Source organism: Streptomyces mabaensis (assembly GCF_053763515.1).
The window spans coordinates 61,185-77,220 of the sequence record NZ_JBSOPZ010000004.1 but is presented as its reverse complement, the minus strand read 5'-3'; the positions used below and the strand labels follow the sequence as shown (position 1 = coordinate 77,220).

General features: G+C 70.7%; 18 protein-coding genes. 13 read left to right on the top strand and 5 right to left on the bottom strand.

Going from position 1 to position 16,036, the window contains the following annotated elements; translation table 11 throughout:
- Positions 1-183 precede the first annotated feature (183 nt).
- Positions 184-693, top strand: coding sequence for a hypothetical protein (locus tag ACWV17_RS04830; RefSeq protein ID WP_455356047.1), 510 nt, complete (start codon positions 184-186; stop codon positions 691-693).
- A gap of 99 nt (positions 694-792) precedes the next feature.
- Here the strand turns inward: ACWV17_RS04830 and ACWV17_RS04825 are convergent, their stop codons facing one another.
- A complete protein-coding gene (locus tag ACWV17_RS04825) occupies positions 793-1,035 on the bottom strand; it encodes a mycoredoxin (protein WP_455356046.1) in 243 nt (80 codons plus the stop codon).
- 191 nt (positions 1,036-1,226) lie between these two features.
- Between ACWV17_RS04825 and ACWV17_RS04820 the strand changes: the two genes are divergently transcribed.
- The 5 genes from ACWV17_RS04820 to ACWV17_RS04800 all read left to right on the top strand — a co-directional run bounded on the left by ACWV17_RS04820 (position 1,227) and on the right by ACWV17_RS04800 (position 5,061).
- The gene (locus ACWV17_RS04820) at positions 1,227-3,401 is read left to right on the top strand and encodes an ATP-dependent DNA helicase UvrD2 (protein WP_455358598.1); all 2,175 of its coding nucleotides are present in this window, start codon (positions 1,227-1,229) and stop codon (positions 3,399-3,401) included.
- Positions 3,402-3,586: 185 nt separating this feature from the next.
- On the top strand, positions 3,587-3,883 hold the full coding sequence (locus ACWV17_RS04815; RefSeq protein WP_455356066.1) for a hypothetical protein: 297 nt from the start codon (positions 3,587-3,589) through the stop codon (positions 3,881-3,883).
- A 173-nt stretch (positions 3,884-4,056) separates the two neighbouring features.
- A complete protein-coding gene (locus tag ACWV17_RS04810; protein WP_366074157.1) occupies positions 4,057-4,425 on the top strand; it encodes a WhiB family transcriptional regulator in 369 nt (122 codons plus the stop codon).
- A complete protein-coding gene (locus ACWV17_RS04805; protein WP_455358597.1) occupies positions 4,422-4,745 on the top strand; it encodes a hypothetical protein in 324 nt (107 codons plus the stop codon). The genes ACWV17_RS04810 and ACWV17_RS04805 overlap by 4 nt, the downstream gene beginning before the upstream one ends.
- Positions 4,746-4,854: 109 nt before the next feature.
- Positions 4,855-5,061 (top strand): hypothetical protein, encoded by a 207-nt coding sequence (locus ACWV17_RS04800; protein ID WP_455358596.1) that lies wholly within the window; start codon positions 4,855-4,857, stop codon positions 5,059-5,061.
- Between the two features lie 19 nt (positions 5,062-5,080).
- On the opposite strand, the gene ACWV17_RS04795 is transcribed toward ACWV17_RS04800, so the two are convergent.
- Entirely contained in the window at positions 5,081-6,448 is a 1,368-nt protein-coding gene (locus ACWV17_RS04795; RefSeq protein ID WP_455358595.1) for an ABC1 kinase family protein, read from the bottom strand.
- Positions 6,449-6,489: 41 nt separating this feature from the next.
- A complete protein-coding gene (locus ACWV17_RS04790; protein ID WP_455358594.1) occupies positions 6,490-7,632 on the bottom strand; it encodes a ThiF family adenylyltransferase in 1,143 nt (380 codons plus the stop codon).
- A gap of 203 nt (positions 7,633-7,835) precedes the next feature.
- Here ACWV17_RS04790 and ACWV17_RS04785 point away from each other — a divergent pair, with 203 nt between their 5' ends.
- The 4 genes from ACWV17_RS04785 to ACWV17_RS04770 all read left to right on the top strand — a co-directional run bounded on the left by ACWV17_RS04785 (position 7,836) and on the right by ACWV17_RS04770 (position 11,571).
- On the top strand, positions 7,836-8,432 hold the full coding sequence (locus ACWV17_RS04785; RefSeq protein ID WP_455356040.1) for a M48 metallopeptidase family protein: 597 nt from the start codon (positions 7,836-7,838) through the stop codon (positions 8,430-8,432).
- 105 nt (positions 8,433-8,537) lie between these two features.
- Positions 8,538-10,106 carry a TerD family protein gene (locus ACWV17_RS04780; protein WP_455358593.1) on the top strand — a complete coding sequence of 523 codons (1,569 nt, stop codon included), beginning with the start codon at positions 8,538-8,540 and terminating at the stop codon, positions 10,104-10,106.
- An 11-nt stretch (positions 10,107-10,117) separates the two neighbouring features.
- Complete coding sequence (locus tag ACWV17_RS04775) at positions 10,118-10,798, top strand: AIM24 family protein (protein WP_455356038.1); 681 nt, start codon at positions 10,118-10,120, stop codon at positions 10,796-10,798.
- Positions 10,799-10,815: 17 nt separating this feature from the next.
- On the top strand, positions 10,816-11,571 hold the full coding sequence (locus ACWV17_RS04770) for an AIM24 family protein (protein ID WP_455356037.1): 756 nt from the start codon (positions 10,816-10,818) through the stop codon (positions 11,569-11,571).
- Between the two features lie 336 nt (positions 11,572-11,907).
- Here the strand turns inward: ACWV17_RS04770 and ACWV17_RS04765 are convergent, their stop codons facing one another.
- Positions 11,908-12,429, bottom strand: a complete 522-nt coding sequence (locus ACWV17_RS04765) for an NUDIX hydrolase (RefSeq protein ID WP_455356036.1) — start codon at positions 12,427-12,429, stop codon at positions 11,908-11,910.
- Positions 12,426-13,832 (bottom strand): zinc-dependent metalloprotease, encoded by a 1,407-nt coding sequence (locus ACWV17_RS04760; protein ID WP_455356035.1) that lies wholly within the window; start codon positions 13,830-13,832, stop codon positions 12,426-12,428. The genes ACWV17_RS04765 and ACWV17_RS04760 overlap by 4 nt, the downstream gene beginning before the upstream one ends.
- 191 nt (positions 13,833-14,023) lie before the next feature.
- On the opposite strand from ACWV17_RS04760, the gene ACWV17_RS04755 reads away from it, so the two are divergent.
- From ACWV17_RS04755 to ACWV17_RS04745, 3 genes are all read left to right on the top strand, one after another.
- Positions 14,024-15,154: an SDR family oxidoreductase gene (locus tag ACWV17_RS04755; RefSeq protein ID WP_455358592.1), complete on the top strand. Its 1,131-nt coding sequence runs from the start codon at positions 14,024-14,026 to the stop codon at positions 15,152-15,154.
- Positions 15,155-15,253: 99 nt separating this feature from the next.
- A complete protein-coding gene (locus ACWV17_RS04750; protein WP_455358591.1) occupies positions 15,254-15,712 on the top strand; it encodes a molybdenum cofactor biosynthesis protein MoaE in 459 nt (152 codons plus the stop codon).
- Positions 15,713-15,841: 129 nt separating this feature from the next.
- A complete protein-coding gene (locus ACWV17_RS04745) occupies positions 15,842-16,012 on the top strand; it encodes a hypothetical protein (RefSeq protein WP_455358590.1) in 171 nt (56 codons plus the stop codon).
- The last annotated feature ends 24 nt before the right edge of the window (positions 16,013-16,036 follow it).

The window sequence follows — 16,036 nt, the reverse complement described above, 5'->3', positions numbered from 1 at the left end:
CTGTTCGGGGCACCGGCATGCTCCCCCGGAGTGATCGTCGACAGGATCCTGCGCCCGCGTCCGCTGCTCGGGGGATCTCGACCTGGCCAGAGATCGCCGCGCGCGTCGAGGCCAGCCAGCTGGAGCAGAGATCCCATTCGGCGCTGCAGGGCGGTCCTCTTCCCGCACAAGGAGAATCCGCGCATGATGCTTTCGGCCGTTACCGGAGCCGTACTCCTCGGGGCCCTCATGGCCCCGCCCGCAGCCGCCCACAGCAGCGGCCCCACGCCGGACCGCCCCACCTCCGCCGTCGCCGCGTCCGCTGACGACGTGGACATGGACCCGGGGAACAAGTGCGGCCGGAGCGAACTCGACATCAGCTCGGCCGTCGTCGAATACGGAGAGCTTCAGGGCGTGGAGTTCCGCACGACGACGGACCAGCGGGGCAACGCGTTCCTCAATGACAGCCGGAACCCGGGACTCTGGATAGACCTGGGGGTTCTTCCCGGTGCCCCGTGGTGTGTCGTGGACACCGCCGTGGCGGTCACCACCGGAGTCAGCCAGCCTGCACGCCGCCTCTTCGTGAACCTGCTGACCCACGACGGACTGGCCTACGAGGCTGTGTGCACCCTCAGCGGAACGCCGTTCACCCCGTTCAATCTGGCGGCGGCCTGTGCCCCGGGGTTCATCCCGGTCCCCGGCACGCCCGTGTGATCCCGCTCATCGCGTGGGCCCGGCCCCGCGATGTGTCCGTACCCCCGGGTTCCGACGACCGGGGGTACGGACGCCGGTGTCCGCTCCGCTTCGCGCGGGTCACACACCGACCTTCTGCTTGACCTGGGCCAGCGAGGGGTTGGTCAGCGTCGTACCGTCCGCGAAGAGCACGGTCGGCACGGTCTGGTTGCCGCCGTTCGCCTTCTCGACGAAGGCCGCGGAGGCCGGGTCCTGCTCGATGTTGATCTCGGTGTAGGCGATGCCCTCGCGGTCCATCTGGCTCTTCAGACGGCGGCAGTAGCCGCACCACGTGGTGCTGTACATCGTCACAGGTCCCTGCATGGTCTCTCGCGCTCCTCTGGTTTCGCTCGGTACGCCGGTGGCGGCGGTGCGTGGCCGGTGCCGGCGGTGCGTGGCCGCAATGAAAGGGAACGTACGCGACCCGGCCACCATTCCCGCATAAGTACGACCGCACCCGCCCCCCTGTGGACAACGCAAACCAAGCGCCTCCCCGGACCTGGCAGCATGGCGGGGTGACAGCAGCAACGCACTCCTCCCCCTTCCCGCAGGTTCCTGACTCACCTGACGCGGTGCTCGCCGGGCTCGACCCCGAGCAGCGCGAGGTGGCCACGGCCCTGCACGGTCCGGTGTGCGTGCTGGCGGGGGCCGGCACGGGCAAGACGCGGGCGATCACTCACCGGATCGCGTACGGCGTGCGGGCCGGGATACTCCAGCCCGCCAGTGTGCTGGCCGTCACCTTCACCAACCGTGCCGCGGGCGAGATGCGCGGGCGGCTGCGCGAGCTGGGCGCGGGCGGCGTCCAGGCCCGTACGTTCCACTCCGCGGCGCTGCGTCAGCTCCAGTACTTCTGGCCGAAGGCGGTCGGCGGTGAGCTGCCGCGGCTCGTCGAGCGCAAGGTCCAGCTGGTCGCCGAGGCCGCCGCGCGCTGCCGGATCCGGCTCGACCGCAACGAGCTGCGGGATGTGACGGGCGAGATCGAGTGGGCGAAGGTCACCCAGACCGTCCCCGCGGACTATCCGGCGGCGGTGGCGAAGGCCGGCCGGGAGGCGCCGCGCGACCCGGCGGAGATCTCCCAGGTCTACGGGCTGTACGAGCAGCTCAAGCGCGACCGGGCGATGATCGACTTCGAGGACGTGCTGCTGCTGACCGTCGGCATCCTCCAGGACCGGCACGACATCGCCGACCAGATCCGCCGCCAGTACCAGCATTTCGTGGTCGACGAGTACCAGGACGTCAGCCCGCTCCAGCAGCGGCTGCTCGAACTGTGGCTGGGAGACCGGGAGAGCCTGTGCGTGGTCGGTGACGCCAGCCAGACGATCTACTCCTTCACCGGCGCCACCCCGGACCATCTGCTGAACTTCCGCACCCGTCACCCGGACGCGACCGTGGTGAAGCTGGTCCGTGACTACCGCTCCACGCCGCAGGTGGTGCACCTGGCCAACGGTCTGCTGGGCCAGGCCAGGGGCCGGGCCGCGGACCACCGGCTCGAACTGGTCTCCCAGCGCGAGCCGGGCCCCGAGCCGCTCTACACGGAGTACGCGGACGAGCCGGCCGAGGCCGAGGGCACCGCCCGCCGGATCCGCGACCTGATCGCGGCCGGAGTCCCGGCCGGCGAGATCGCCGTGCTGTACCGGATCAACGCCCAGTCCGAGGTGTACGAGCAGGCGCTCGCCGACGCCGGGGTGCCCTACCAGCTGCGCGGCGCGGAGCGGTTCTTCGAGCGGCAGGAGGTCCGGAAGGCCATCGCGGGCCTGCGCAGCGCGGCCCGCTTCGGGGCCAACGATCCGCTGCTCGACGATGTCGTGGACCTGCCCTCGCAGGTCCGCGCGGTCCTCAGCGGCAGCGGCTGGAGCACCGACCCCCCGGCGGGCTCGGGCGCAGTCCGCGACCAGTGGGAGTCACTGGCCGCGCTGGTCCGCCTCGCCGAGGACTTCTCGCGTGCCAGGCCGCCCGCGACGCTGTCCGATCTGGTCGCGGAGCTCGACGAGCGCGCGGCCGCCCAGCACGCCCCCACCGTCCAGGGCGTCACCCTCGCCTCGCTGCACGCGGCCAAGGGCCTGGAGTGGGACGCCGTGTTCCTGGTCGGCCTCACCGAGGGCATGATGCCGATCACGTACGCCAAGACCGACGAGCAGGTCGAGGAGGAGCGGCGCCTGCTCTATGTCGGCGTGACCCGGGCGCGGTTGCACCTGAGTCTGTCCTGGGCGCTCTCCCGGGCCCCGGGCGGGCGTGCGTCGCGCCGCCCCAGCCGGTTCCTGAACGGGCTGCGTCCCGGGTCGGCGGCGGTGGGCGCCCGGGGAGCGGGCGGCGCCGGCGGCGTGGAGCGCGGCAGTGGCCGCAAGCGGGGGCGCCGGGGCTCGGTCCAGTGCCGCGTCTGCGGCCGGACGCTGACCGACGCCGGTGAGATGAAACTGATGCGCTGTGAGGACTGTCCCTCGGACATGGACGAGGGGCTGTACGAGCGGTTGCGGGAGTGGCGCGTCGGCCAGGCGAAGGAGCTGGGCCAGCCCGCGTTCTGTGTGTTCACCGACAAGACGCTGATGGCGATCGCCGAGGCCGTACCGGGCAGCGAGGCGGAGCTGCAGCAGATCTCCGGCGTCGGTGGCCGGAAAGTTGAGCGCTTCGGCACCGATGTGCTGGCCATCTGCGCAGGTGAGGAGCTTGAGGGAGCCGACGAGGAGGACTGATACGAACTCGTCGAAAAAATAGTTTGCGCATGCCCTGCGCAGCCCCATAGGTTCTTAACCACGGGAACGGCGGCTTCTCCAAAGCCCCGTCTTCGTGCTGTACTTAATCCGAATACGCATGGGAGAAGGCCCCTTGGGCCGGATCCCCGAGACGCCGAGAGGAGGCGAGACCAGTGACCAGCTTCATGACCTTCACCAAAATGACCGATCGCTCGGTCGTCGCCACCTGCCCGCTCGGCTCCTCGCTCCGTGGCACCGGTCTGTCCGGCGGCATCGCCGCCCTCAGCCCGGCGTCCCTTGCGGGCCTCCCCGTGCGGGAGCGCAATGAGCGACCGACCCAGGCACCGGAAGCAGCAGTAGCAGCGGCTCAGGCACATGCCTATGCCTTTGCGGCAGCCGGTGCCGGATCGAAGAAGCAGACGACGCAGCACCACACGATGTGGGCCTTCCGTGGGCTCGAACCCTGGAGTGATCCAGCCTGATCCATGATCAGGCCGGCGCCTTCAGGGCCGCGGAACCCCACCCGGGATCCGCGGCCCTTCTGTTTTGTCCGAACGGACGAGACAGAGCGAAGGGGCCTCGGGACAAGCAGCACCCCGGTACCTGCCGACACCCGGCCCACCGGCCGGACCGACCAGACGAGGAAGAAAACACCGTGCAACTCGAAGCGCACGCCCCGTCCGTACCGCCCTCCCGCCCGATCTCCCCGCCCGATGTCCCGGAGGACTCCACCTTGACTCCGCTCACCGCGCTCACCGCGCTCGACGACGCCATCGAGAACCTCGGCGTGCCCGTCCCCTGCCGTTCGTACGACCCGGAGGTCTTCTTCGCCGAGTCGCCGGCCGATGTCGAGTACGCCAAGTCGCTCTGCCGCACCTGCCCGCTGGTCGAGGCCTGCCTCGCCGGCGCCAAGGAGCGCCGTGAGCCTTGGGGTGTCTGGGGCGGCGAGCTCTTCGTCCAGGGCGTCGTCGTCGCCCGCAAGCGTCCGCGTGGCCGTCCGCGCAAGAACCCGGTTGCGGCATGAACATCACCGGAACCATCGACCGACCGCATACGCACGATCCCCAGAAGCAGGCCCCGATGACCCCTTCCACCAGCGAGCCGTCCGGCTCCGCGACCTCAGACGTCACCACCATCGGCGCGAACGCCTCGCGTCAGAACAGGACCCGCGAAATGCAACTCATCCCAGAAGCCCTGGCGCGTGCGCATATGCACGAGCGCTTGCGTGAGGCCGACGCGGAACGCCAGGCCGTGCGCCTGGTCGCCGCCCGCCGCATGCAGCGCCGCGCCGAGCGCGTCTCGATGCGCGCCCGCCGCGCGCTGGCCATGGCGGTCATGAACTAGGAGGTGTCCCCCTAGGGAGACACCGCCCGAGGGGACCGGTCCGAACGGACCGGTCCCCTCGGTGCGTTGCGGACGGCCGCCGAGCGCCCGCGGCGATATCCTCGGGGAGGTGGACCAGCAGACTCCTGACCCTGGGAAGCCGGGTGCCGAGAACGAGACCATCGTGTGCTCCCGCTGCGGTAAGACGTCCGCCGAGGGAGCACCGCCGACCTGGACCTGCTCGATGGAGAGCGGCCGCCGTCTCTACTTCTGTGACGGCTGCGCCCGCGCCAACCTCAGGGCCATCGAAAGCCGGCTCGATTCGTCCTGGTGGTGACGCGGACCCCGGTGGTGATTCAGGCCTCCGCCCCGACCGCGCGGCCCTCGTCCTCCTCCGCCTCCGCCTCCGGCAGGAAGCCGGGCAGCCACGCCTCCAGCTCGTCCCGCAGCCGGACCTCCGCCCCGAGCTGACAGAGCACACCGATGGTGCTCAGCGTGACCCGGTGTATCAGCAGATAGGCCGGCGGCAGATTGAGCTGCTTGCCCAACTGATGAGCGGGCGAACGAGGATCGGCGATACGCGCCGCCTGGTTGCGCAGCCACCCGCGCGAGAACGTGAACTCCTCGGCCTCGGCCGGCTCGATGATCGGCCGCAGATAGTCCAGCACCGCGTCCGGGTCCAGCTCGATCGACTCCTTGACGAATCCCTCCTCGCACAGCAGCTCGTACACCGCCTCGGCGTTGCCCTCGATCGTCATCCGCAGCGACTCGCCTATGGTCTTCGGCAGCCCGCCCGGCAACCGGTCCACGGTGCCGAAGTCCAGTACGCCCAGCCGCCAGCCGTCGCCGTGCGGCAGCAGCCGGAAGTTCCCCGGGTGCGGGTCCGCGTGCAGCAGCCCCGTCCGGCCCGGACCTGAGAACAGGAAGCGCGCGAGCAACTGCCCGGCCCTGTTCCGCTGCTCGGGAGTGCCGTCGGCGATCACCTCGGCCAGCGGTATTCCGTCGATCCACTCGGTCACCAGCACCTGGTCGCCCTGGTGCACCACCTCGGGCACCACGACATCGGCGTCGTCCGCGAACTCCGCAGCATGGGCGCGCTGCGCCTGGGCCTCCAGTTCGTAGTCCAGCTCCTCCGACACCCGGTCGCGCAGCTCGGAGATGAGCGGCTTGATGTCCATCCCCGGGATCAGCGGTCCCAGCAGCCGGGCGAACCGGCTCAGCTGGGCGAGGTCCGACAGCAGCGCCTCCCCGGCTCCCGGGTACTGCACCTTGACGGCGACCTCCCGCCCGTCGTGCCACACCGCCCGGTGCACCTGGCCGATCGAGGCTGCGGCCGACGGCTTGTCCTCGAACTCCACGAACAGGTCCCGCCACTCCTCTCCGAGCCGCTGCTCCAGGACCGAGTACACCGTGCGCGTCGGCATCGGTGGTGCCGCTTCCTGAAGCTTGGTCAGCGCAGCCCGGTACGGTCCGGCGACCTCCTCGGGAAGAGCCGACTCGAAGACGGACAGTGCCTGCCCGAACTTCATGGCCCCGCCCTTGAGCTCGCCGAGGACCTTGAACAGCTGCTCGGCCGTGCGCTGTTGTAGTTCGCGCGCCACTATCTCCGCGGACTTGCCGCCGATCCGTTTGCCCAGACCCCATGTCGCCCGGCCCGCGAAGCTCAGTGGCAGCGCGGCCAGCTTGGCGGTTCGGGTGACCGCCTTCCGGGGAAGATCAGACATGCGCCCCTCCAAATCCCAGACAGCCGCGCCGTGAACGGCGGTTACCCGGCCATTGTGTCCTGTGGCTCCCTGGCCCCCCAGGAGTGCTCCCCTTCAGTGTTCCCAACAGCACCACAGGTACAGTCGAGATGTGGTGTGATCCGCGTCGACTGCCAGTCGAGCAGCGGCAGAGCCGCCTCCCAGCGCGTGCCCGTACTCGCCGGCAACTCGCCGTCCAGAAAAGCCAGCGCATGAGCGGCGGCCAGTCCTGCCACCGCCGACGCGAGGGCCAGGTCGCACGCCGGGACGCAGCCGCGTCCGGACCGCCACTGTGCGAGCATCCGCGGCCAGGCCGGGTCCCGCTCCGCCCGCTCCAGCTCCAGGCAGCTCGCGCACGCGGTGCCGCCCGGCAGCACCAGCGGACCGACCAGACCCGTGCCCTCGATCACCCCCGCGTACAGATGGGGCGTGCCCGAGGCGATCCAGGGCCCGGCGGCGGCCGCATCCGGTGCGTACGCCGCGAGCCCGTCCCGCGGCGCGACGATCACCAGCGCCAGACCGGGCGCCACCCCCGGTGTGATCTCCGACACTTCCTGTGCCCGCGGCGCCCGGTCCGGCGCGGCTCTGCGCACGGTCCGGCGCGCGGCCGCGTCTCTGCGGTCACCGACGGATTCCACCGGAAGGCCGCCGGGGGAGACGTCCGCCGCGTCGGCGCAGCCGCCGTCCATGACCTCGACCCGGCCCACCCCCGATCCGGACAGCAGCGCGGCAACGGCGGCACCCACCCGGCCGGCCCCTCGCACCTGCACCCGCAGGGCCCGCCGCGAGGCCAACCGTCGTATTCCGCCGCCCGGTTCCGGGTGGACCAGTGAGAGCGACGCCAGATCGGGCCGCATCCGGTCCAGGGCGGCCGTCCGCTTCCGTAGAGCTTCGGCACCCGGGCCGCCGGCGGTCGCGTCGTCGATCAGTCCGGCCGCCGCCAGCCGCCGCACCAGCGCGTCCACGTGACCGTCCGGCAGTCCCATCGCCCGGCCCTCCTCGCGCAGCAGCGGCATGCCGCGCGTCCCGTCGAGCAGGGCGAGGAAACTGCCCGTCGCGGTGTCCACCGGGCCCAGCACCACCGCATGCGCCGGTGTCACGCCGAACTGCACGGTCTGAAGATCACGCCAGCCGCGCCGCAAGGCGGGCTTCACCATCGGATACATCTGAGCCCCCGCTCCGTTTTGGGATCTCTTCCGGAGATCTCCAGGTCGGTGTGGTCAGAATGCCCGCGGCGGGGAGGTCGTCGCAGATAGTTGTCCACAGGCTGGGGCATTAGTCGTTCAAATGGTGCACACCGTGGAGTGGATCATGTCGGAACCCTCCCCGGGGCGGGACTTCGGCCCCTGACAGCGGGTAACGTCGTGGCGTGCCCGCCGACCCACTGCACCGCGCCACCGGCCCGAAGCGCAGCACGACCAGCCAGCCGCCACGCGGCCCGGGGGCGAGCGCGGTCGAGGTCCGCCGGAGCGCGCGACGCAGCAGAACGGTCTCCGCCTACCGCGAGGGCGACCGCACGGTCGTCCTCATTCCCGCCCGCATGTCCGAGGCGGAGGAGCGCCGCTGGGTGACGGTGATGCTCGACAAGCTCGCGGCCCAGGAGAGCAAGCGGATCCTCGGCGACGCCGAACTGACCGAGCGCGCCGAGCGCTTGTCCGGCCAGTATTTCGAGGGCCGGGCCCAGCCCACGTCGGTGCGCTGGGTGACCAACCAGAACACCCGTTGGGGCTCCTGTACTCCGGCGGAAGGCAGTATCCGCCTCTCGCACCGGCTTCAGGGCATGCCCGAGTACGTCGTCGACTACGTACTCCTGCACGAGCTCGCCCACCTCCTGGTGCCCGGGCACGGACCGCGCTTCTGGCGGCTGCTGGAGGCCTATCCGCGCACCGAACGGGCCCGCGGATATCTCGAAGGAGTGGTGGCCGCCGACCGGTTGCCGCACCTGCCCGCCGCCCGCGACGAGTGACGCAAAGTGATCTGTACCGGCTCTGTACCGACTTGGCTCATTGTCGTGTTTTGCGGTTAGCCTGGCGCGACGCATTCACGTTCGGGATGGGGGACGTCGTTACGCATGGCCAGGGAATTCCAACGCGGCCACAAGGCCAAAGTCAGTGACCTCACAGCAGGGACGGATCTGTACGTAGGGGTGCAGATCGCCGGGCCCGGGCTGACGTTCGACATCAGCTGCTTCGGCCTCGATGCGAATGAGCAGCTGTCGGACGACCGGTATTTCATCTTCTTCAACCAGCCGAAGTCCCCGGAAGAGTCCATTCAGCAGCTGGGCGCGCAGTCCGGTGACACCGAGTCGTTCCGCGTCACCCTGGACCGCGTTCCGGCGAACATTCACAAGCTCTCCTTCACCGCGACCATCGACGGCGCCGGACAGATGTCGCAGGTCGGCCCCGGTTACATCCGTATCGTCGCGGGTGGCGAAGAGGTCGTCAGGTACGCCTTCACCGGCTCGGAGTTCACCACCGAGCGCGCGGTCATGCTGGGCGACTTCTATCTGAAGGACGTGTGGCGCTTCGCCGCCGTCGGCCAGGGCTTCGACGGCGGGCTCGACGCGCTGCTGCGCAACTTCGGCGGCGAGGTCGCGGAGGACCAGCCGGCGGCGCAGCCGCAGGCCGCCGCCCCGTCGTTCGCCCCGCCGCCGCAGGCTGCCGCGCCGGCACCGTCCTTCGGTGCCCCGGCCGCGCCTCAGGCGCCCCAGCCCGCCGCGCCGCAGATGCACACGGCTCCGACGATGGCCGCACCCATGGCCCCGCCGGCCGCCCCGGCGCCGGCCCCGTACGGACAGCCGCCGCAGCAGCAGCCGCAGTTCGGCCAGGTCCCCGGGCAGGCCCCGGCGCCCGCGCCGTATGGCCAGCCGCCCGCGCCGCCCCAGCAGTACGGCCAGCCGCCGCAGCAGCCGCAGTTCGGCCAGGTTCCTGGCCAGGTCCCGGGCCAGTACGGACAGCCCCAGGCCGTCCCGCAGACCGGCCCCGGTCTCCAGGCCGCCCTCCAGCCGTACAAGGAGGCCCCCACCGGCTCCCGCTGGACGCCGCAGAACCAGCAGCTGATGCGCGTGGACCTGGCGATGGGCGGGACCGCTGTGCTCGCCCGTCAGGGCAGCATGGTGCTGTACCAGGGCAAGGTCGACTTCAGCTACAAGAGCGCCGGCTTCGCCGGCCGCATCGTCGGCAACAACACCGGCCAGGAGATGCAGCTGATGCGCTGCACCGGCCGCGGCCAGGTGTTCCTCGCCGAGCAAGGCGCGCACCTGCACTCGATCGAGCTCCAGGGCGACGGAATCTGCGTCTCCGCGGAGAACGTCCTCGCGTTCGACGAGTCGCTCCAGCACGAGGTCCGCCGGATCGAGGGCCACGGCATCCCCGGCGGCGCCCTGTTCACCATGCAGTTCCAGGGCACCGGCACGGTCGTCGTCAAGACGCACGGCGTCCCGGTGGTCCTGCCGGTCACCCCGACGACGTTCGCCGACAGCAACGCGATCGTCGCCTGGTCGTCCGCCTCGCAGGTGATCCTCTCCAGCCAGGTGCGGCTGCGCCGCAACGCCTACCCGGGCCACAGCGGCGAAACCGTGAACCTCCAGTTCCGTGGTGCCCCCGGCAACTTCATCGTCGTCCAGCCCTACGAGGTCTGAGGGAGCCCGTCATGAACCAGCAACTCGCGGGCTTCGCCCCGACCCCCGTCGCGGCCCGGATGGAAAACCACGGCCGCAGCATGCTCAAGGTCGCCATGCAGAGCGGCCAGGACGTCTTCGCGCGCACCGGCTCGATGGTGGCGTACGAGGGCTTCATCCAGTACGAGCCGAACCCGCCCGCTGTACGGCAGATGGCCGCGCAGTGGGCGACCGGCGAAGGCGCGCCGGTCATGAAGTGCTCCGGCGACGGCCTGCTCTACCTCGCCGACTACGGCGCGGACGTCGTCGTCATCAACCTCAACAACGACTCGCTCTCGGTGAACGGCACCAACGTGCTCGCCTTCGACGCGCACCTCCAGTGGGGCGTGGAGAAGGTGAAGGGCCTGGCCAAGTTCGCCGGACAGGGCCTGTTCAACGTCGAGATCGCGGGCACCGGATGGGTAGCCCTGACCTCCCGCGGTACCCCGATCGTGGTCGACTGCGGACGCGGTGAGGACGAGACGTACGTCGATCCGGACGCGCTCGTCGCCTGGTCCCCGAACCTCAAGGTGAAGGGCAAGCGCAGCTTCAAGGCGTCGTCGGTGATCGGCCGGGGCAGCGGCGAGGCGTACCAGATGGCTTTCTCCGGCCAGGGGATCGTCGTCGTCCAGCCGAGCGAGGACAGCACGGACCGCCTGCGGATCCGGGGCTGAGGGGGAGCGGACACAGCATGCAGAGCGCACTTTTCAGCAACACGGAACAGCAGTCCCAGGACCGCTATGTCGTACAGAACCCGCAGCTCCTGAGGGTCTCCCTGACCGGCCAGGACGACGTCCTCGCCCGCAAGGGCGCCATGGTCGCCTACCAGGGGCTGATCGACTTCGACGGCGAGTACCAGTCGAGCAGCCAGCGCCGCGCCCGCGCGCGGACGGGCGAGGGCCTCGACCTGATGCGCTGCTCGGGCCAGGGCACCGTCTACCTGGCCAACCTCGCGCAGTACGTCCATGTCGTGGACGTCGACCGCGAGGGCCTGACCGTGGACAGCAGCTATGTCCTCGCGCTGGACTCCACGCTGAACACCGAGGTCATCGCGGTGGACAGCCAGTACGGAATCTCCGGCTCCGGCAAGTACCAGCTCAACATCTCCGGGCAGGGCAAGGTCGCGCTGATGACCTCGGGGCAGCCGCTGATGATGCACGTGACGCCGGACAAGTACGTCAATGTCGACGCGGACGCCATCGTCGCCTGGTCCACCTCGCTGCGGGTGCAGATGCAGGCCCAGACGCACTCCAGCGGAGTGTGGCGCCGCCGTGGCAACACCGGCGAGGGCTGGGAGCTCAGCTTCCTCGGGCAGGGTTTCGCCCTGGTCCAGCCCAGCGAGGTACTGCCGCCGCAGAACGCGCAGATCGGCCAGGGCGTCCGCGCCCAGTTCGGCATGGGCCAGCAGGGCTCACACGGGCAGAACCAGAACAACGCCTGGAACTAGGTCCGGTCCCGGCGACAGAACCTCAGCCGGCGCAGCCGGGTACGGGCTAGGGCCTGTCCGGCGGATCAGGGCCGGATAGGACGCGGCGTCTGGTGCACTGCGCTTCGCTCCGTCTCCGCTCTTTTCCAGGCCCTTGGATGCGGAGCTGCATCGCAAGGCGCCGGAGTGCCCTAATAGCGGAGCTATTCGGGCATTTCGGCAACGCGGCGAGGTGCCGTGCCTGGGGGCACCTCCCAGCGGTAGCTGGGGGAGCGTCGTGGCCCCGGCCAAGATCCGCCGGACAGGCCCTAGGGGGCGGCCTCCCGCAGGAGGCCGCCCCTCGCGCCTGCTTGCCGTTCAGAGCACGGCGCGGGTGCGCTCCAGCAGCCGTACGACCGACTCGTCGGCCACCCCCGCCACCTCGTCGTACCCGAACCAGCGCAGATCCAGCGACTCGTCGCTGATCGCCGCCACCGCCTCGGCGGGAGCCAGCGCCGCGTACTGGACGTCGAGGTGCCAGTTGCAGGGCGCCGGGATCGGATGCCGGTCCAGCCGCACCGGGCCGCCGGGCAGCAGCATCAGCCCGGGCACGCCGGACTCCTCGGTCGCCTCCCGCAGCGCCGCCTCCGCGAGCGTGGCGTCACCCGGCTCACAGTGTCCGCCCATCTGCAGCCACATCCGCAGCTTCCGGTGCAGCGTGAGCAGCACTCTGTCGCGCGAAGGGTCGATCACCAGTGCGCTCGCCGTGATGTGCCCGGCCTGGCAGGCCTTCCACACCCCGTCCGGATGGGCCGACAGATGGTCCAGATACGTCTGGCGCAGCCGGTCCTGTTCGCCGTAGTTCTTCAAGACGAGAACGGCGTCGTCGTGCAGGCTCACTTCGCGCTGTCACCCTTGTCGCCGCCGTCGGCCTCGTCGCCGCGGTCGTCCTTGGGCGCCGCCTCGCCGAGCATCTTGTCCAGCTCCGAGAAGTCCAGCTGCTCCCGGTGCACGAACCCGTCCGGGTCGTCCAGGTCGGAAGCCGTCGGCAGCATGTCCGGGTGCTCCCAGAGGTTGTCCCGACCGTCCACACCGCGTGCGTCCGTCAGCGAGGCCCACAGGCGCGCCGCATCCCGCAGCCGGCGCGGGCGCAGTTCCAGGCCGATCAGCGTCGCGAACGTCTGCTCCGCCGGACCGCCGGAGGCCCGGCGCCGCCGCAGTGTCTCGCGCAGCGCGTCGGCAGAGGTCAGCCGGGGCTTGGCCGCCTCGTGCACCACGGCGTCCACCCAGCCCTCGACCAGCGCCAGGGCCGTCTCCAGCCTGGCCAGCGCCGCCTTCTGCTCCGGGGTGTCCTCGGGCTGGAACATGCCCTGCTGCAAGGCGTCCTGGAGCTGCTCGGGGTGCGTCGGGTCGAGCTGTCCGACGACGTCCTCCAGCTTCGAGGTGTCGACCTTGATCCCCCGGGCGTACCCCTCGACCGCGCCGAACAAGTGCGAGCGCAGCCACGGCACATGGGCGAACAGCCGCTGATGGGCGGCCTCGCGCAGCGCCAGATACAGCCGCACCTCGTCCTTCGGCACGCCCAGGTCCTTGCCGAGCGCCTCGATGTTCACCGGCAGCAGCGCGGCCTTCCCGGCCGGCCCCAGCGGCAGGCCGATGTCGGTCGAGCCGACCACCTCGCCCGCCAGCACGCCGACGGCCTGCCCGATCTGCTGGCCGAACATCGCCCCGCCCATGGACCGCATCATGCCGAGCAGCGGGCCCGCCATGGCCTGCATCTCCTCGGGCAGTACGTCGCCCATGGCCGCGCCGACACGCTCGGCGACCGGGTCCACCAGGTCCTTCCAGACCGGCAGGGTCGCCTCGACCCACTCGGCGCGGCTCCACGCCACCGCGGAACCGGAACCGGAGGGCAGCGACGTCACGCCGTCCAGCCACAGGTCGGCCAGACGCACGGCCTCCTCGACCGCGGACCGGTCGGCGGGACCGACGCTGGAGTCCTTGGTTCCGTCGGAGGTGCCCTGCGCGACCGTCTGCCGCGCGATGTCCTTGGCCATGTCCCAGTTGACCGGACCGCCCTCGTAGCTGAGCATCTGGCCGAGCTGCTGGAAGGCCGCACCCAGGTCGTTCGGGTTCAGCGAACCGAACATCGCGGCGAACGGATTGTCCGCGCCGCCGGCCCCGCCGAACCCGAACGGATTCGCCGGGCCGCCCTGGCCGCCCTGATTGCCCTTCTTCTTGCCCTCGTCGCCGTTCTCCGGCTCCTCCGGCGGAAGGCCGAATCCGAATGGGGTGTCACTCACGGGTTTCCTCGGCTCGTAAGGCCGCCGACGGGAGTCGACGGCGATTGCCCGACAACACCACCCAGCGTAGACACCACACCCGCTTCCGGGCTCGGTGCTCCGCGGACACGTGGCCTGCGGCAGGATGGACGCCACCTGGTACGTACGCGCCACGGCGTGTACGTACTGAAGACAACCGCTGGAGACGCCTGGTGAGTTCCCCAGATCCGCAGGTTCGCCCATCGCAGAACGCCGAAGTTCGCCAGAGGCGAAACCACTCGGCCCCGGCCGGCCGCGGCCCCGTCGTCGCGGTCACCGGTGCCGCCTCCGGGGTCGGCGCGCTGCTCACCCAGCGCCTCGCCGCCTCCGACGAGGTCAAGCAGGTGGTCGCCATCGACGAGCGCCGCGGCGACTGCGCCGACGCGCTGTGGCACATCCTCGACGTACGCGATCCGGCGATCGCCGAGAAGCTGCGCGGCGCGGACGTCGTCGTACATCTGGCGCTCGACCTGGACCTGGAGACCGACCCGGCCGCACGTACGGCGTACAACGTGCGCGGCACCCAGACCGTACTCACCGCGGCAGCGGCCGCCGGTGTGCACCGGGTCGTGCTGTGCACCTCGGCGATGGTCTACGGGGCGCTGGCGGACAACGACATTCCGCTGTCCGAGGACTCCGAGCTGCGCGCCACCGCCGAGGCCACCGGCGTCGGCGACCTGCTGGAGATCGAGCGCCTGGGCCGCCGCGCGCCCCGCGCCCACCCCGGTCTGAACGTCACGGTGGTCAGGCCCGCGGTGCTGGTGGGCGGCACGGACACCGCGCTCACCCGTTACTTCGAGTCCCCCCGCCTGCTGGTCGTCGCCGGATCCCGCCCCACCTGGCAGTTCTGCCATGTCGAGGACCTGGTCAGCGCCCTGGAGTACGCGGCACTGGAGAAGGTCGAGGGGGAACTCGCGGTCGGCTGTGACGGCTGGCTGGAGCAGGAGGAGGTCGAGGAGCTCAGTGGCATCCGCCGGATGGAACTGCCCTCCGCGGTCGCCCTCGGCGCCGCCGCCCGGCTGCACCGCATCGGCCTCACCCCGTCGCCGGCGGGGGACCTCGCCTACACCATGCATCCGTGGGTGGTCAGCGTCTCCCGGCTGCACGACGCGGGCTGGCGCCCGCAGTGGACCAACGAGGAAGTCCTCGCCGAGCTGCTGGGAGAGGTCGCGGGCCGGCACACCGTCGCGGGCCGCCGCCTCGGCCGCAAGGACGCCACAGCGGCGGGCGCGGCGGGCGCGACGGTGGCTCTGCTCGGTGCGGCGGCCGTCGTACGCCGGGCACGCAAGGCCCGCAGGCGCTGACCGGCTCGCCGGCCGACTGTAGAAGGCTCCATACGACGTCACGCCACCCCGGCGGATCGGCTATTCCGCAATGTCAGCCGGGTACGGCACGATGGATTCATGGCACCGAAGATCGACCACCCCGGCGAGCACGCGGCTCAGGACCCCATCCGGCTGCTCGCGATCCGCGAGACCCCGCTCACCGTCGACGAGGTCTTCAAGGCCGTCGGCGACGAGGCGTCGGGCGGCACCGCGCTCTTCGTCGGAACCGTGCGCAATCACGACAGCGGGGCGGACGTGGACGCCCTCGGGTACTCGTGCCACCCCTCCGCCGAGGCGGAGATGCGCCGAGTGGCGGAACGGGTCGTCGCGGAGTTCCCGGTGCGTGCGTTGGCGGCCATCCACCGTGTGGGTGACCTGGAGGTGGGCGATCTCGCGGTGGTCGTCGCGGTCTCCTGCCCGCACCGCGGGGAGGCCTTCGAGGCCTGCCGCAGGCTGATCGACGACCTCAAGCACCAGGTCCCGATCTGGAAGCACCAGCAGTTCTCCGACGGCACGGAGGAATGGGTCGGCGCGTAGCGCCGTCGTTGGGGGCCTAAACCCCTCTCCCCGATTTGCGTAACCCGCCCCCTGCCCCGAGCGTTGAACCGGCGGATGACTCATCCGCTGATCCATCCGATGCGGTTCTTCAGGGGTAGGGAGGTCGGGATGGCATCACTCGCGTGGTTGCTGATTCCGCTTTTCGCCACCATAGGTGCTGCGATATGGGCCAGCTGGGCTGCCCGCAACCGCACCTCCGGTGACATATCCGAGCTCGCAGGCTATGCGAGATTCCGCGAAGCGATGGAGAAGGCAGACTCCGGTTCCGACGCCGTCTGAGGCGTCCCGAGAGAGCCGCTCCGA

What these genes read in the sequence shown, in the direction of transcription:
- ACWV17_RS04830 (WP_455356047.1), top strand. Translation starts at nt 184, where the DNA reads ATGATGCTTTCGGCCGTTACCGGAGCCGTACTCCTCGGGGCCCTCATG.
- ACWV17_RS04825 (WP_455356046.1), bottom strand. Translation starts at nt 1,035, where the DNA reads ATGCAGGGACCTGTGACGATGTACAGCACCACGTGGTGCGGCTACTGC.
- ACWV17_RS04815 (WP_455356066.1), top strand. Translation starts at nt 3,587, where the DNA reads ATGACCTTCACCAAAATGACCGATCGCTCGGTCGTCGCCACCTGCCCG.
- ACWV17_RS04805 (WP_455358597.1), top strand. Translation starts at nt 4,422, where the DNA reads ATGAACATCACCGGAACCATCGACCGACCGCATACGCACGATCCCCAG.
- ACWV17_RS04795 (WP_455358595.1), bottom strand. Translation starts at nt 6,448, where the DNA reads ATGTCTGATCTTCCCCGGAAGGCGGTCACCCGAACCGCCAAGCTGGCC.
- ACWV17_RS04790 (WP_455358594.1), bottom strand. Translation starts at nt 7,632, where the DNA reads ATGTATCCGATGGTGAAGCCCGCCTTGCGGCGCGGCTGGCGTGATCTT.
- ACWV17_RS04780 (WP_455358593.1), top strand. Translation starts at nt 8,538, where the DNA reads ATGGCCAGGGAATTCCAACGCGGCCACAAGGCCAAAGTCAGTGACCTC.
- ACWV17_RS04775 (WP_455356038.1), top strand. Translation starts at nt 10,118, where the DNA reads ATGAACCAGCAACTCGCGGGCTTCGCCCCGACCCCCGTCGCGGCCCGG.
- ACWV17_RS04770 (WP_455356037.1), top strand. Translation starts at nt 10,816, where the DNA reads ATGCAGAGCGCACTTTTCAGCAACACGGAACAGCAGTCCCAGGACCGC.
- ACWV17_RS04750 (WP_455358591.1), top strand. Translation starts at nt 15,254, where the DNA reads ATGGCACCGAAGATCGACCACCCCGGCGAGCACGCGGCTCAGGACCCC.
- ACWV17_RS04745 (WP_455358590.1), top strand. Translation starts at nt 15,842, where the DNA reads ATGGCATCACTCGCGTGGTTGCTGATTCCGCTTTTCGCCACCATAGGT.